A 14,794-nucleotide genomic window follows, 5' to 3' on the forward strand; every position below is an offset into this window, starting at 1 on the left:
TTTATCGGTTTTTCAGCCGAGCGCCTGCAACTGCACGGCAAAACGTTCCGCCAGCCAACGGGCCGCCGGGCCCAGGGGTTCGTCGCGGCGCCAGACCAGCTCCACCACCAGGGCCGGCGGGGTCCATTCACTGTTGAGCTCGACCATGTCCCCCAGGTACGCCGGGTACTGCACGACGTGCCGCGGCAGCCAGGCCCAGCCCAGCCCACTTCTCAACCACTCGGCCAGCACGTAGAAGCTGTCGGCCCGCCAGACTTGCGGGCTGGCCTGCTCGCTGCCGGGATAGACGCTGGATTGGGTCGCCATCAGCAATTGCCGGTGCCGGGCCATCTCCAGGCAGGTCACGTAATCATGGCTCGCCAAGGGATGCCCCCGGCCGCACACCGTGACCATCTCGACGCTACCCAATACCCGGCGCTCCAGCGCCTCGGGAATCTGATCGTGATAAAACAACAACCCGAGATCGGCGCGACGCTCCACCAGCTTGCGCGCCACATCGCCCTGGGCGGCGCTGGCCAGTTGCACTTCTAGGGTGGGAAACCGTTCGGCCAGCGCCGCCAGGCTGTCGATAACGGGCTGATAGGGCATGGCCTCGTCCTGGGCCAGGCGTAGCGATGCCTCCTGCCCGCGCATCAAGGCCAAGGCCCGACCGTTGAGGCGCTCGCATTGGCGTAACACTTCCCGGGCCTCCTCAAGCAGCGCCACGCCCGCATCGGTGAGTTTGGGCTGGCGACCACTGCTGCGCTCGAACAGGCTCACACCCAGGTCCTCTTCCAGCATGGCAATCGCACTGCTGACAGCCGACTGTGCCTTGCGCTGATCCCGGGCCACCGCGGAAAACGACCGCTTCTCGGCGACACCGACGAACAGTCGCAATTGCTCCAGATTCCATTGAACATTCATCGCTCATCCTATCTCTATCGCAGATAGGTAATGACTTTACCCCATTTGGCCATTCCCTAGAATGGGCCCATCGAACGACGCAACGACTCGAGAGGAATCGCTCATGAACGCCTATTACTACCTCGCCATCGCCATCTGCGCCGAAGTGATCGCCACCGTATCGATGAAAGCGATCAAGGGCTTGAGCACGCCCCTGCCCTTGTTGTTGGTCATCGCCGGCTATGGCACTGCGTTCTGGATGCTGACGCTGGTGGTGCGCACCGTTCCAGTGGGGGTGGCCTATGCGGTCTGGGCCGGCTTGGGGATCGTGATGGTCAGCGTCGCGGCGCTGTTTATCTATGGGCAGAAACTGGACGTGCCGGCGATGCTGGGGATGGCGTTGATTGTGTTGGGGGTGGTGGTGATCCAGTTGTTTTCCAAGACTGCAGGACATTGAAGCAGCGCAGCTCCAAGCCTCAAGCTGCAAGCACAAGCGATACCCTCTCGCTTGTAACTTGCAGCTCGAAGCTTGAAACTTGCCGCTTAATTTCCTCCGAGGTCGCTGCATGCCATCCGTTATTTCCACCGACATCCTCATTGTCGGCGCCGGAGTCGCCGGCCTCTGGCTGAATGCGCGCTTGCGCCGCCAGGGGTTTTCAACCGTGCTGGTGGAAAGCGCCAGCCTTGGCGGCGGGCAGAGCGTCAAATCCCAGGGCATCATCCATGGCGGCGCCAAGTATGCGTTGCACGGAGCCCTGACTGGCGCCTCGGAAGCCATTGCCGACATGCCGCGCCGTTGGCGCGAGGCCCTCAAGGGCGACGGTGAGCTGGACCTGTCGGGGGTACGCATGTTGTCCGACGCCCATTACCTCTGGTCCCCAGGCACCCTGGCCGGCAACCTTACGAGCTTTTTCGCCAGCAAGGCCGTGCGCGGGCGCGTCGACCAGGTCAAGGGCGAGCAACTGCCGCCAGCCCTGCAAGACAAGCGTTTCAAAGGCAAGGTCTACCGCCTGGCCGAGTTGGTGGTGGATGTTCCCAGCCTGATCGCGCGCCTGGCAGACCTGGCCGGCGACAGCCTGCTGGCCGGGCAGCAGGTCGAACCGCTGCACGAGGAAGGCCAACTTGTCGGGCTGAAGGTCGACGGTCGCGAAATCCGCGCTCAGCGCATCGTCCTCAGTGCCGGCGGCGGCACCGCCGACCTGCTCCGCGCCCTGGGCCTCGACCAGCCGGCCATGCAGACCCGGCCGTTGCACATGGTCCTGGCGAAGGGCCCCAGCCTCAAGCCGCTTTACGCCCATTGCCTGGGTGGCGGGCCGAAGCCCCGGGTGACTGTGACCACCCATCCGGCCGCCGATGGCCAATGGGTCTGGTACCTGGGAGGCGATCTTGCCGAGGGGGATGCCGTCGCCCGCGAGCCCGCTGCGCAGATCGCCGTGGCCCAGAAAGAGCTCGGCCAGTTGCTGCCGTGGATCGACCTGAGCACCGCACAATGGGCCACGTTGCGGGTCGCCCGCGCCGAGCCGCTGCAATCGGGCCTGACCCGCCCGGATAACGCCTTTGTCGCCGAACAGGGTTGCCTGCTGGTGGGCTGGCCGACCAAGCTCGCCTTGGCCCCGGACTTCTCCGACCGGGTGATCGCCGCGCTGCAACGCGATGGTATCCAGCCCAGCCATACCGCCCCGCTGCCGGACCTGCCCAAGCCGCCCATGGGCGTTCCCGCCTGGGAGCAACTGCTGCCATGAGCCAGCCGACACTCCACGATCTGCGTCGCCCGCTGGGCAAAAACGGCCCGTTGGTTTCGCCCCTGGGCCTGGGCACGGTCAAGCTGGGCCGCGACCAGGGCGTCAAGTACCCCAGCGGTTTCCAGATTCCGGATGACACCGAAGCGCGCATGCTGCTCAAGCTGGCGCGCGACCTGGGCATCAACCTGATCGACACCGCGCCTGCCTATGGCCGCAGCGAGGAACGCCTCGGGCCGCTGTTGCGCGGCCAGCGTCACGACTGGGTGATCGTCAGCAAAGTCGGCGAGGAATTCAGCAATGGCGAGTCCCGTCATGACTTCAGCGCTGCTCATACGCGGCTCTCGGTTGAGCGCAGCCTCCAGCGCCTGGAAACGGACTACATCGACCTGGTACTGGTGCATTCGGACGGCAATGACCTGGCGATCCTCGACGACAGCGAGGTCTACCCGACCCTGGCGGCGCTCAAGCGCGAGGGCAAGATCGGCGGCTTCGGATTCTCTGGCAAGACCGTCGACGGTGGCTTGAAAGCTCTGGAGCAAGGTGATTGCGCGATGGTCACCTACAATCTGAACGAACGAAGCGAAAAGGCGGTCATTGAGTACGCGGCCGAGCACGGCAAGGCGATCCTGGTGAAAAAAGCCCTGGCCAGCGGTCATGCCTGCCTGAGCCCCGGTGAGGACCCGGTTCGCGCCAGCTTTGAACTGTTGTTTGGGCATCCCGGGGTTGCCAGTGCTATTGTCGGCACCATCAATCCGCTGCACCTCGCCCACAACGTTGCGACCGTAGCCAAGGTCCTACGCAGAAACTGACGCCGCCCTACGCGGCCTTAAGGAAGGAGCCGACATGCCGCGTACGCTCATCAGAAAAAATCCAAGTAACTTCAAGACTCTGCCCCTTTCCGTCGAAGCGACTCCCGAAGGCCTGACTTACCAGAGCGTGGGAATGCCGCTCAATTTTGCCCAGACCTTGCAGCGGCGGCGTCCCGTGGCTGTGGACGATGCCGAGCGTTTCTCCGTGGAGCTTGCGAACCTGGGCGTCTCGGTGCGCCTGACCCTGCACTGGCAGAACCGCGAGTATTGGGTATTGGTGCGTCAGCGTCGCCAGGATCGCGGCGACGTGGTGCTCAAGCTGATCTCCGGCTATGTACCGGCCCATGAGCTGAACCTGCCGCTGCTTACCGCCATCAACGAAATAGCCGAAGAATGCCTTTTGGAAACACCTGAAGGTTGGCTCGGCGGGCGCTTCAACGACACCTGGCTCCCGGCGCCTTATTCGAGCGCACTGCATTATCGCGAAGCCTTGCCGTTTCGCCTGGCTCCGCTGTCCGGCTCGGCCCGGCCGGTGCGCTGCGCCAATCTGCAACTGATCGAACGACCACGGGCCTACGTGCATCTGCCGACGGCCTCCCTGCAATTGATTTATGACTTGCGCCTGGACGTGCCCAAGGAAGCCAAGTCACTGAGCCTGTTTCATGTCGATGAGCGTCTGGAGGGCGACCAATTGGTGGCGCGCCTGGACCGCAAGCGACCCGATCTTTACCTGATGCCGCTGCAGGACGGACAACCGCTGCCCGAACTGTATACGTTGAAGAAAGATCAGCTGCTTGCGGCCAGCACCCGTGGCTTATACCTGGCGGAGAGCTTCGCCCGGCAGGACGGTTGGCTGGTGCGTGACGAGCGGATTCGCTGGAAGGACTGGCTACGCCAGCAAGGGCTGACGCCACCGGGCAAGGAGTCCGGGCTGACCCGGCTCAAGGGCAAGGCGCGGCAGCTGCTCAAGAAAATCGTCCCGAGCAAGGTGGCTCGTTAGGCCTGACGCCGATTTTTCTGACCGGACAACGAACCCTTGTGGGAGCGAGCGTGCTCGCACCCACAAGTGCTGCGCTTTGTCAGATAAATCAGTTATTGCGGATCTTTTCCACAATCGCCGTCGTCGAGCTGTTTTCCACCAGCCCCAGCACCTTCACCGTGCCCCCATAGGCGGAAACGATGTCGGCACCCACGACCTGGTCGATACCGTAGTCGCCGCCCTTGACCAGCACATCCGGCTTGACCTGGCGCAACAGGTTTTCCGGCGTGCCTTCGCTGAAGCTGATCACCCAATCCACCGCGCCAAGGCCGGCCAGGACCGCCATGCGGCGGTCGACGCTGTTGATCGGCCGGCCCGGCCCTTTCAAGCGGCTCACGGAAGCATCGTCATTGACCGCGACGATCAAGCGATCACCCTGGGCCCGGGCCTGCTCGAGGTAGGTCACATGGCCAGCATGGAGAATGTCGAAACAACCGTTGGTGAAAACGATTTTCTCTTTATGGGCGCGCGCGTCATCGACAGCCAGCAATAGTTGCTCCAGCCCCAGCACACCGCGCTCCGATCCCTCTTCGCGCTGGATCGCGCGCCGCAGTTCCGGGGCGCTGATCGCCGCCGTACCCAGCTTGCCGACGACAATGCCCGCCGCCAGGTTCGCCAGGGCAACCGCGTGGGGCAGTTCCTCGCCGGCGGCAATCGCCGCGGCCAGGGTGGAGATCACCGTGTCACCGGCGCCCGTCACGTCAAATACTTCGCGGGCACGGGCCGGAAGGTGCAGGGCCGGATGATCGGGACGCAGCAGGGTCATGCCGTGCTCGCCGCGGGTAACCAGCAACGCCCCCAGATCCAGGTCGTGCATCAGCTGTGCGCCCTTGCTCACCAGTTCGTGCTCATCGGCGCAACCACCGACGATGGCTTCGAACTCGCTGAGGTTAGGGGTAATCAGGCTCGCGCCACGGTAGATGGAAAAATCCTTGCCCTTGGGGTCGGCCAGCACGGGAATACCGCGGGCACGGGCAGCCTGGATCAGCACTTGATGGTTCTTCAACGCGCCCTTGCCGTAGTCCGACAACACCAGGACCTTGATACCGTCGAGCAGGTTGTCGACCTCGGCGCCCAGGGACAGCGGGTCGGTGGCGAACGGTTCTTCGAAGTCGATGCGCAGCAGTTGCTGGTGACGACTGATGACCCGCAGCTTGACGATGGTCGGCTGGTGCGCGATGCGCTGGAAGATCGCCCGCACGCCAGCGCCTTCCAGGCTGTTGGCCAGGCTCTCTGCCGCTTCATCGTCACCGGTCACGCCGACCAGGGAAGCCGGGGCGCCGAGGGCGGCGATGTTCAGGGCAACGTTGGCGGCACCGCCGGGACGGTCCTCGATGTGCTCGACCCTGACCACCGGTACCGGCGCCTCGGGGGAAATCCGTGATGTACCGCCATGCCAATAGCGGTCGAGCATGACATCGCCGACCACCAATACAGGGGCTTGATCGAATCGCGGCATGGACAACTTCATGGAACATCCCACATACAAAATGAACAGGGGCGCGATATTAGCACAGGGTTGGGGGAGGCTCGTCCATGGCGGTGACCGGAAGTATCAAGCCGCGCTTTCATTGTTTTCACACAGCAATGCCATCATCTGCGCGCAGGCCTGGGCCAGCTCCATCTCGCTCGTATCGATTTCGCATTCGGCCGCCAGCGGCGCCTCGTAAGGACTATCGAGACCGGTGAAATGCTTGATCCGCCCGGCGAGGGCTTCGCGGTACAGCCCCTTGGGGTCGCGCTCGGCACACACGTCGAACGGCGTACTGACGTAGACTTCGATGAAGTCATTTTGGGAAAAGAGCCGTCGTGCCGCGTCTCGATCGGCCCGAAACGGCGAAATCGCCGCGACGATGACAATCAGCCCTGCTTCGACCATCAAGCGCGCCACTTCGGCTATTCGCCGCACGTTTTCCTTTCGGGAGCCGGCATCCATCCCAAGGTCACTGCAAAGCCCCCTGCGCAGGTTGTCGCCGTCCAGCAAAGCGGTATGCAGGCCTTGCTGGTGAAGGCGAACTTCCAGAGCATTGGCCAAGGTCGACTTTCCAGCCCCCGACAGCCCGGTCAACCAGAAACAGCGAGGCCGCTGGATCTTGATGGCCGCCCGGTCCGAGGGCGAAAGTGTCAGCGGGCCCGGCTGAGCCTGCGATTGTTGCTTTGATGCCCTTGTTGTCTCATCCATGTCGAGCATTCCATCGTCGTCATGCACCAGAGCATAGCCTTGGCCTCGTATTCAGGCGATGTCCTGGGTGGGAACATCCAAGCCCATGGCATGAAGACGCGCGTAATAGCCATTTTGCGCGAGCAGTTCGCCATGGGTGCCGCGTTCGACGATGCGCCCCTGGTCCATGACCAGGATCATGTCGGCCTTTTCGATGGTCGACAGCCGATGCGCGATGACCAACGTCGTACGGCCTTTCATGACCTGGTCCAGCGCGGCTTGGATATGCCGCTCGGACTCGGTGTCCAGTGCCGAGGTGGCCTCATCGAGGATCAACAGCGGCGCGTTTTTCAACAATGCCCGGGCAATCGCCAGCCGTTGGCGCTGGCCACCGGACAACAGCACGCCGTTTTCGCCGACCTCGGTGTCCAGGCCGTGGGGAAGCTGCGCGATGAAGTCCATCGCGTAGGCGTCCTGGGCGGCTTTTTCGATGTCGGCCCGCGGCGCGCCGGCCAGGTCGCCGTAGGCGATATTGTTGGCCACCGTATCGTTGAACAACGTGACGTGCTGGGTCACCTGGGCCACATGCCGGCGCAGGTTGCGCAGTCGATAATCTTCGATTTCCACGTCATCGAGCAGGATCTGACCGACTTCGTGGTGATAGAAACGCGGGATCAGGCTGGCCAGGGTCGACTTGCCGCTGCCCGACCGCCCTACCAGGGCGATCATCTGCCCAGGGTCAGCGGTGAAGCTGATGTCCTTGAGCACTTCCCGATCGGCGCCAGGGTAGGTAAAGCTCAGGTTGCGCACATCGAGACGGCCGCTCACGCGCTCCTGCTCGACCGTGCCTTTATCCACTTCGGGCTCGACGTCCAGTTGCTCGAAGATGCTTTCGGCGCCCGCCACGCCCTTCTGGATCGTGGAGCTGACTTCCGAGAGTTGGCGAATCGGCTTGGGCAGCAGGCCCGCCGCGGTGATGTAGGCCACCAGATCGCCCGCTGTCGCGTCACCGCGCAGGAACAGTACCAGGAACATCAGCGCGGCCATGGCGGTGTAAATCACCAATTGCAGCATCGGCGTGTAGACCGCGCCGGTGCGGGTCATGCGCAGTTGTTTGTCGGTATTGCCTTGGCTGGCGCTGGCAAAACGCTGTTCTTCATAGGCCTCGCCACCGAAGCTGCGCACCACCCGATAACCCTGGATGGTCTCGGAGGCGACGTGGGTCACGTCGCCCATGGCCACCTGGATCTTCTTGCTTTGCTTGCGGAATTTCTTGCTGGTGCTGCTGACCATCACTGCAATCAATGGCAGGATCGCCAGCATCACCAAGGTCAGTTTCCAGTTCATCCACACAAGGTACGCGAAGAGGAACACCACGGTGAGGCCTTCGCGAATCACCACCTTGATGGCGTCCGTGGCAGCACCGGTGACCATGGTCACGTTGAAGGTGATCCGGGAAATCAGATGACCGGAATTGTGGGTGTCGAAATAGCGGTTGGGCAGGACCAGCAGCTTGTTGAACAACTCGACCCGCAGATCATGCACCAGCCCCAGCGAGACCTTGGCCAGGTAATAGTTGCCCAGGAACGACCCCAGGCCCTGCCAGGCAGCGATCAGGATGATCAGCAGCGGCACGGCCATCAGCAGCTTCAAATCCTTGAGATACGGCACGCTGGGAAACAGTACCGCATCGGGATTGCTCAACCCGTCGACAAAATATTTGAGTATCCCGGCCAGCATGGGCTGGGTGGACGCAAATATCACGAAGCCCACGATACTCAGCAGGAAAATGCCCAAGTAGGGTTTGACGTATCCCAGCAGCCGGAAATAGATTTTCAGGCTGGAATCCTGTTCCGCTTTAGGCGGTGCGTCACTCATCGTCGAGCTCACTGGTTAGGAAGAGCGCGGGATTTTATCACAGCCATCGGGATTGGCCCGCGCCCAGGTCAAAAGGCTGGCCATGCCGACCGGCAGCCAAGTGATGAACCACTCGGCGCGCGGGGTGCCCGTCAGGCTCGCCGCGTCGAACTGCATCGCCAGGAACGAAAACACCCACATGCCCAGCACGCCTCGGCCCAGCAGGGTGTCACGGGCACGCCAGGCCTCGCGCAGCACCGCGAACCAGACCACACACCATATCAACATTCCGGGCAGGCCCAACTGAATGGCAACGTGGGTGAACAGGTTATGCGAGTGGTCGAACAAACGGCCACCGACAGGAACCCGGTAGTCGCCTGCCAATCCCAGACCACCCCAGGGATGCTCGGAAATAATCTGCAGGCTGGACGCAAAAATTTCCGGACGATAGGAAGCTCCGCGGGCCATCACCAAGGGTTCCAGCAACCAGAAAGTCACCATCGCCAGCACCAGCGCCGCGGCGGCAATCAAACGAGTACGCGAGTCCCGGCAGTAAAGCGGCATGGCCAGTACGCTGAGCAACAAGGCCACGGCCGCGCCGCGACTCTGGCTCATGACCACGAACAAGCCCAGCAGAGCCAAGGCCACGGCACACACAGCTTGCAGCCCGATACGACGCGGCACCCAATGCAGCATCCAGATCGCCGCGAGGCCAATCACGTAGCCACCCAGGATCGGATGGGACAACTCGCCCAGCCCCTCGAGACGCGCCACCCAGCGCTGGTTCTCGATGCCATAGAAATGAATCATTGCCATCAAGGCCGTCAGGGCTAGCCCAACACCGCCCCACTGCATGATACGGATCACCCGCTCAGGTCGACCGTCAGCGAAAATCGGGAAGAACATCAGGAATATCAGGATGTATAACAACCGCTTGGCTTCGCGCACGGGCTCCGGCGACTCGGCCCAGAACAGGGTGATCAATGCCCACGCCATCAATGCCAGCAACGCCGTGTAGATCAAGCGCTGGGCGCGCCATAACTCCACCAGCCTGTGCCGCGCGGGCCAGGCGAACAGGATCGCGGGCAACCAGACGAATGCGATCATTCCTTGTTGATAAACCTTGTTGGCGGGTGCCAGTGCGATCGCCAGCAAAAACCATGACAAGCCAAAGGCCATCCATACCTGCGCCCAACGTGTTGCTTGCATCCAAAGCTCCTAATCGATGTACCAGCCAAACCGGCATGGTTAAAACAAAAACTTTTGGGCATCATGGCCCGCCACGGCACCGGTTCTTTCAACAAGGTTTCCCTACGATGCAATCCTCACGGCTTCCCCAAGCCGCTTTGAATCAATTGATTGAAGGCGCCAGCATTCTGGAGGCCGACAGCTACGGCCCAAAAGTCTATCTGTTGCAGGATGGAAACATCCTCAAACTGTTTCGCCGCAAGCGGCTATTTTCGTCGGCCCTGTTGAGGCCCTATTCGACGCGATTCATCAAAAACGCGGCCCGCTTGCAAGAACTCGGCGTACCGACTCTCGAAGTGCTTGCCTACTACAAACTGCAAAAGCCCGGCATGACCGCCGTACTGTATCGGCCGCTTCCGGGAAAAACCCTGCGCCAATTGTCGAATCAGGAGAGCTTCAGCTGGCAACAACGCCTCCCGGACCTGATCGAACTGATCCGCAGCCTCCACGCCCGTGGTGTCTATTTTCGTTCGTTGCACTTGGGCAATATCGTCGTCACTCCGGAAAACACCCTGGGGCTGATCGATGTCGCCGACATGCGCTTCCTGCGCTCTCCATTGCCGCGCTATCTGGCGCGCCGCAACTTGCAGCATTTCGCTCGTTATATTGCGCGGGAAAACCTGAACGGGAGCTTTCCGATGCAAGCGCTGGAAAACGCCCTACTGCCTGCCTGAGATCAATTCCCGGGCGGTCCGGCAGAAACTCGCCCATGCCTCGTCAGGCGCCAATGCCTGGTATTGCGCCGCCGCGACGGCTTCGGCCGAAGCCTCTGAAGCCCGCGTGATCGCCTCGCCCCAGGCACTCTCATCGCCGGCAGGCGCATACCAACCGGCATCGGCCAGCTGTTCGCGGAACACCGCCAGGTCACTGGCCAGCACCGGAACGCCGGCCAGGATCGCCTCCTGGAGAATCAGGCCAAGGCCCTCTTCAAAGGAGGGGACCAGCACCCAGTCGAACGCTCTATAGAGCTTCGCCACGTCTCCCAGATGCCCCGCAAGCAATACCTTGTCGACCAGGTCCGGCTGGTCGATACGCGCCTGCAGTGCTTCCCGTGCAGGCCCTTCGCCGACGATCACCAAGCGCCAGTCAGGCTGCGCGACGGCCGCCAGGGCAAAGGCATCGAGCAAACTGGCGAAGCCCTTCTTGTCCACCAGCCGCCCCACGGCGCCGAATATGCGGGGGCCCGCCAAAGGCAAGTGCATCCGGGCACGAGCCTCTTCACGTGGCAGGAGGCAGGCCTGGAATCCAGCCGGATCGAATGCACTGCGCAACGCAGTGACCGGCAACCCCAGCGCTTCCTGCAGCGATGCCGCCAATGTCTGCGACACCGCAGCCAGGGCCAGGCGCGAGGGCGCAAAGCCGCGCAGCAGATCCCGGCCCACGGCATTGAGCCGTGTCGCCCCGTGGAATATCACCACCACATGGATGTGCGGCATGTCCTTCAATACTGGCAACAGGGTACGAGCCACACCGAGGCCGTCGAGCAGGACCACTTGGGCAGCGCTGTCGAGCAGCGCCTGGCGAAAACGGCTGTGCATCCAGGGCCTGAACAGGCGCCAGAAGTGCCGCCCCTTGAGTTTCGCCGAGGTCAGGTTCCATTCACGCGCCGGACCCACGCCCTCCAGGCACGCAGATTCCGAGCCCTGCAAGAGCCATGTCCTGACAGGCATCGCCGGGTCGATTTGTGAAAGTATCTGGCGATGGACCTTATGCACCGAAGCGAATGGCGAACCGCCTGCCCACATAACATTAATAATGCTCATCGAGCAGCAAACCTTTGATCGCGGACCCGAACTCGTGCTTCGAGAAACTCAATAATTGATAAGCCAGCCAACACAGACTCCGAGCAAAAGGATCAGAAAGAGCTTGATTTGCTCACGGCGCCTGCGACGCGCCTTGCGCTGGCGTTCGACAGGTACTTCGACATGGACACCGAATCCAGTGTGTAAAACAGCATCCCCTTCGAGGGTGACCGCGGTCAAGTTCAGTTGAGCGTAACGAAGCGACAGGGCCTTTTCGCCACCAAAACCGGCAAACGGGGCGCACAACTGGTATTCCTTCAAACGGCGCAGGCCAGGATTGAGGGAAAAACTCTGCCATTCAGGCTTGTCGGATATCAGTGGATAGCACGGCACGCCGCCGATCAGCTGACGCTCGCCCAAGCGAATGTAGGGACTGTGGACACACAGGTCGTAGACATAATTGCGCAGCCATACCTGGAGAATCTCGGGCCGCAGTTGCAGGACCGTCAGAGAGTCCTCCACGAACCCCGGGCGGTAGAACTCCCAGTCATCCTCGCAGTGGAAGATATACGCTGTCTTGACGTGTCCGTAGGCCAGATCGATCGACGCCAGCTGCCCCAGCTTCGGCCGATTGATGAAAACCGTGCAGTGCGCCTTCCAATGGGCAGGAAGGACCTCATGCACCCCATCGTCGCCCGCATCTTCGGTAATGAACACTTCGCGGATAGGCGCAGTATTGAAACGGTCGAAACTCTCGAGCGTCCGCTTGAGCAGGTCGAGCCGGCCGCAACTGGTGACCACCAGGGTGATGTCACTATCGTCGGAAAACTGCACTGAAATACCATTTAGTCAAATGCCACCCAGGTCGTTGGATGGCATCGCGGTTTTTGTTAAATACCCAGTTTCTGGCGCAAGGACTCTAGCAGACTCAACGGTTCGCGCGGTCGCAGCGGAGGTTCCAGCGCTTCCACGATTTTTTGTCCGATACGCGCGAAGCTGAACTGCTCCAATGCCAGCCTGTGGCCGTTGCGGGCGATACTTTGCGCCAGTTCGGGCTCCGCGCGCAGCCGGGAAAGTTTTTCCTGAAGTTGCGGGATGTCCCGATACAACACCACGTTATGCATGTCCTGCAACCCCAGCGCCCGCGCTTCCTCGGCGCCTTGATCATAGGCCAGCAGCACACAACCGCAGGCCATCGCCTCGAAATTCTTGATCATGTACTCGCCCATGCCCACATCGGCACTGACGAAGAAGCGGATCCGATTGAGAGTTTCGCAATACTCTTCGCCGGACTTGGTACGGGTGACGACCAGCGGCTCGACGCGCGCCAGCTCGTCCAGCAATGCCTTGCGCCCGCTATAGGCGACGCTGTTGGTACTGCCGACAAACGCCAGCTCGATGTCCCGCTCGCGCTGCTGGTCTTGCAACAGCGATTGATCATAGCCCTTGGGTACGAAAACCGCATCGAACCCTTCGGCACGCAAGCGTTCGGTCACCATGAACCCGGAGCTGATGACCCGCACCCACGGCAGGCGTCGGTAATGAGCGCTGAACTTGCCGGTGTATTTGCACGGGATGTAGTTCTGGTAGGCATCATGCTCCAGGATCACCAGGTTGGGGATCGTGCGGATGAACCCCGCCTGGCGGATTTCCTGCTTGAAGCGCAGGAAAAATACAATCCGGTCGTAGCGGGAGACGTCCACGTGTCTCCGGAAGTAGCCTCGCAGGTTGCGTTGCTCCTGGCTGTCGAGCCAGCGCAGGTCGCACTCGCAATGGGCGGCGACACCTTCATAGAGCCGATCCAGGATGGCCCGTTGTTCTTTCTGCACCAGAAACAGAACTTTCATCGTCTTCCTTGCGGCACCGAACGACTTGATAGATAACCGGAGGCCTTGTAGCCCCCTGGGCCCTTAAAGCCGCCAGAACAGTTCATGACGGCGTACAGCCTTGCGAAAGAATTCATTCTCGCCATAGGGCGACTCCCGGCGCCCGGCCAACAGACGCTGGATACCACGACGCAATCGACGCTTGAACGGAGCAGGCGGCTGCAGGTCATGCATCATGCCCAGCGCCATGGCCTTGTCACGTTGCCCGGCCAGGGTCAGGCCCAGGCTGAACGGATGCATCGGCCGGGCCGGGTCGAAATGGGGCGGCAACGCGACGCCCATGCCGGTATCACCCATGGGCCAACGATCGTTGTCGTGCAGGTGGTTGGCGTATCCCAGCAGCACGGAGGGCTGCCACTCCAGTCCTTCCAGCGCCTGCAAGACAGCCTGGTGGGCACAAAGATGATCGGGATGCGGATCGAGCGTCGGGTGAGGCAGCACAATCACTTCGGGACGCGCCTTGAGCAGCACTTCGCGCAAGTCCGCCAGCAGGTTGTTCCAGGTCGGCGCGCCATCTGCATCGCCGGGCAAGGCAAACGGGTTCAGTTGGCGAAACAGCCGGGTATCGCTCAGTTCCGCCTCGCGGGAGCCCTGGGGTTGGCCGGGCGCGGCTTGCATCGCCGCCAGTTGCAGGCAGAAATACCCCAGTTGCACGCAGTGTTCCTGCGGCACACCGGCCCAACGCGGCACGGCGAGGCTGTCCCAGGCGCGCAATCGGCCCTTGAGCCGGGCAGCTTCGGCACGTCCCAGGCCCATGCGCTGGTAATGTTGTGCTTCGATTTCCCCGGCCGTCAGGGTGACGATCCAGGCCTCTTCGGCCTGGCTGTAGAGTCCGTAAGCGGCCAGTTCCGCATCGTCGGCGTGGGGCGCGATAACCATCAGCCGCGGACGCTGTAGCTCCATCGGCGCAAACGACCACAGCATCGGCTCGCCCGACAAGCGACAAAAGCGTCCGCGCAAGCGCAATTCACCCCGGGACAGCACCGCGCCCTGCTCACTGAGGTTGAGGTAGCGCAGGCCGTTGACTCCACGCTCGAATGTTTGTCGGTCCGCCGCTTCACCGCCCGACAACTCGACGCTCGGATCGAAGAAACGCCCCAGCCAGGTGCTCTTGATCCGCAAGGCCAGGACCAGAGTCGCGCCGTCATCGAGAATCACACCTTCATCCAGGCGCAGTCGCCCGGCATTGAGGTGAACCTTCGGTTGCTGCGTGAAGGGGGGGAAATCGTACTGGTAGTCATCCTTGGGCGAATAGAACAGATGATCGGCGAACCACGCCTCGTGGGCTACCCAGCCCAACAGCGCCAGCACCAGCGGCAGCCACCAGGCCACCCAAACGCCTATCAGCCCCAATACGACAAGGGCGCACAACAGCCCCACGCGCTTGTTGCGACGATGGCGCTTGAGCAGTTGTTGTTTTCGATTCAT

Annotated in this window: 14 protein-coding genes; 5 read left to right on the top strand and 9 right to left on the bottom strand. The window is 61.9% G+C overall.

All coding sequences use genetic code 11. From position 1 onward, the window contains the following. Window positions 1–12 precede the first annotated feature (12 nt). On the bottom strand, window positions 13–903 hold the full coding sequence (locus tag M1D68_RS22880) for a LysR family transcriptional regulator (RefSeq protein ID WP_434675783.1): 891 nt from the start codon (window positions 901–903) through the stop codon (window positions 13–15). 103 nt (window positions 904–1,006) lie between these two features. Here M1D68_RS22880 and M1D68_RS22885 point away from each other — a divergent pair, with 103 nt between their 5' ends. From M1D68_RS22885 to M1D68_RS22900, 4 genes are all read left to right on the top strand, one after another. Then, window positions 1,007–1,339 carry a DMT family transporter gene (locus M1D68_RS22885; protein WP_109752132.1) on the top strand — a complete coding sequence of 111 codons (333 nt, stop codon included), beginning with the start codon at window positions 1,007–1,009 and terminating at the stop codon, window positions 1,337–1,339. Window positions 1,340–1,448: 109 nt separating this feature from the next. Next, window positions 1,449–2,624 (top strand): NAD(P)/FAD-dependent oxidoreductase, encoded by a 1,176-nt coding sequence (locus M1D68_RS22890; protein ID WP_457968455.1) that lies wholly within the window; start codon window positions 1,449–1,451, stop codon window positions 2,622–2,624. Further along, complete coding sequence (locus M1D68_RS22895; RefSeq protein ID WP_457968457.1) at window positions 2,621–3,433, top strand: aldo/keto reductase; 813 nt, start codon at window positions 2,621–2,623, stop codon at window positions 3,431–3,433. Before M1D68_RS22890 ends, M1D68_RS22895 begins: the two co-directional genes overlap by 4 nt. Window positions 3,434–3,467: 34 nt before the next feature. After that, window positions 3,468–4,433, top strand: a complete 966-nt coding sequence (locus tag M1D68_RS22900) for a metal ABC transporter ATPase (protein ID WP_420766160.1) — start codon at window positions 3,468–3,470, stop codon at window positions 4,431–4,433. Between the two features lie 88 nt (window positions 4,434–4,521). Here the strand turns inward: M1D68_RS22900 and hldE are convergent, their stop codons facing one another. From hldE to M1D68_RS22920, 4 genes are all read right to left on the bottom strand, one after another. Then, window positions 4,522–5,943, bottom strand: coding sequence for a bifunctional D-glycero-beta-D-manno-heptose-7-phosphate kinase/D-glycero-beta-D-manno-heptose 1-phosphate adenylyltransferase HldE (gene hldE / locus M1D68_RS22905; protein WP_420766159.1), 1,422 nt, complete (start codon window positions 5,941–5,943; stop codon window positions 4,522–4,524). 84 nt (window positions 5,944–6,027) lie between these two features. Beyond that, window positions 6,028–6,654: an adenylyl-sulfate kinase gene (gene cysC, locus M1D68_RS22910; RefSeq protein WP_457968460.1), complete on the bottom strand. Its 627-nt coding sequence runs from the start codon at window positions 6,652–6,654 to the stop codon at window positions 6,028–6,030. Between the two features lie 51 nt (window positions 6,655–6,705). Next, the gene (gene msbA, locus M1D68_RS22915) at window positions 6,706–8,511 is read right to left on the bottom strand and encodes a lipid A export permease/ATP-binding protein MsbA (RefSeq protein WP_420766157.1); all 1,806 of its coding nucleotides are present in this window, start codon (window positions 8,509–8,511) and stop codon (window positions 6,706–6,708) included. Window positions 8,512–8,526: 15 nt separating this feature from the next. After that, complete coding sequence (locus M1D68_RS22920) at window positions 8,527–9,699, bottom strand: O-antigen ligase family protein (protein ID WP_457968462.1); 1,173 nt, start codon at window positions 9,697–9,699, stop codon at window positions 8,527–8,529. Between the two features lie 107 nt (window positions 9,700–9,806). Between M1D68_RS22920 and M1D68_RS22925 the strand changes: the two genes are divergently transcribed. Then, window positions 9,807–10,412, top strand: coding sequence for a BUD32 family EKC/KEOPS complex subunit (locus M1D68_RS22925; RefSeq protein WP_420766313.1), 606 nt, complete (start codon window positions 9,807–9,809; stop codon window positions 10,410–10,412). On the opposite strand, the gene M1D68_RS22930 is transcribed toward M1D68_RS22925, so the two are convergent. The 4 genes from M1D68_RS22930 to M1D68_RS22945 form a co-directional block, all read right to left on the bottom strand. Further along, window positions 10,398–11,501 (bottom strand): glycosyltransferase, encoded by a 1,104-nt coding sequence (locus M1D68_RS22930; RefSeq protein ID WP_457968463.1) that lies wholly within the window; start codon window positions 11,499–11,501, stop codon window positions 10,398–10,400. The genes M1D68_RS22925 and M1D68_RS22930 overlap by 15 nt on opposite strands. A gap of 48 nt (window positions 11,502–11,549) precedes the next feature. Next, window positions 11,550–12,314 (bottom strand): glycosyltransferase family 2 protein, encoded by a 765-nt coding sequence (locus M1D68_RS22935; RefSeq protein ID WP_420766154.1) that lies wholly within the window; start codon window positions 12,312–12,314, stop codon window positions 11,550–11,552. A gap of 56 nt (window positions 12,315–12,370) precedes the next feature. Next, on the bottom strand, window positions 12,371–13,327 hold the full coding sequence (locus M1D68_RS22940; RefSeq protein ID WP_434561000.1) for a glycosyltransferase family protein: 957 nt from the start codon (window positions 13,325–13,327) through the stop codon (window positions 12,371–12,373). A 63-nt stretch (window positions 13,328–13,390) separates the two neighbouring features. Next, on the bottom strand, window positions 13,391–14,794 hold the full coding sequence (locus tag M1D68_RS22945; protein ID WP_457968465.1) for a PIG-L family deacetylase: 1,404 nt from the start codon (window positions 14,792–14,794) through the stop codon (window positions 13,391–13,393).

The organism is Pseudomonas sp. R4-84 (assembly GCF_054130985.1).

Bases quoted from the DNA above. Each gene is read 5' to 3' on its own strand.
- M1D68_RS22940 (WP_434561000.1), bottom strand. From the start codon at position 13,327: ATGAAAGTTCTGTTTCTGGTGCAGAAAGAACAACGGGCCATCCTGGAT.
- M1D68_RS22895 (WP_457968457.1), top strand. From the start codon at position 2,621: ATGAGCCAGCCGACACTCCACGATCTGCGTCGCCCGCTGGGCAAAAAC.
- hldE (WP_420766159.1), bottom strand. From the start codon at position 5,943: ATGAAGTTGTCCATGCCGCGATTCGATCAAGCCCCTGTATTGGTGGTC.
- cysC (WP_457968460.1), bottom strand. From the start codon at position 6,654: ATGGATGAGACAACAAGGGCATCAAAGCAACAATCGCAGGCTCAGCCG.
- M1D68_RS22885 (WP_109752132.1), top strand. From the start codon at position 1,007: ATGAACGCCTATTACTACCTCGCCATCGCCATCTGCGCCGAAGTGATC.
- M1D68_RS22945 (WP_457968465.1), bottom strand. From the start codon at position 14,794: ATGAATCGAAAACAACAACTGCTCAAGCGCCATCGTCGCAACAAGCGC.
- M1D68_RS22920 (WP_457968462.1), bottom strand. From the start codon at position 9,699: ATGCAAGCAACACGTTGGGCGCAGGTATGGATGGCCTTTGGCTTGTCA.
- msbA (WP_420766157.1), bottom strand. From the start codon at position 8,511: ATGAGTGACGCACCGCCTAAAGCGGAACAGGATTCCAGCCTGAAAATC.
- M1D68_RS22925 (WP_420766313.1), top strand. From the start codon at position 9,807: ATGCAATCCTCACGGCTTCCCCAAGCCGCTTTGAATCAATTGATTGAA.
- M1D68_RS22880 (WP_434675783.1), bottom strand. From the start codon at position 903: ATGAATGTTCAATGGAATCTGGAGCAATTGCGACTGTTCGTCGGTGTC.
- M1D68_RS22900 (WP_420766160.1), top strand. From the start codon at position 3,468: ATGCCGCGTACGCTCATCAGAAAAAATCCAAGTAACTTCAAGACTCTG.
- M1D68_RS22930 (WP_457968463.1), bottom strand. From the start codon at position 11,501: ATGAGCATTATTAATGTTATGTGGGCAGGCGGTTCGCCATTCGCTTCG.
- M1D68_RS22890 (WP_457968455.1), top strand. From the start codon at position 1,449: ATGCCATCCGTTATTTCCACCGACATCCTCATTGTCGGCGCCGGAGTC.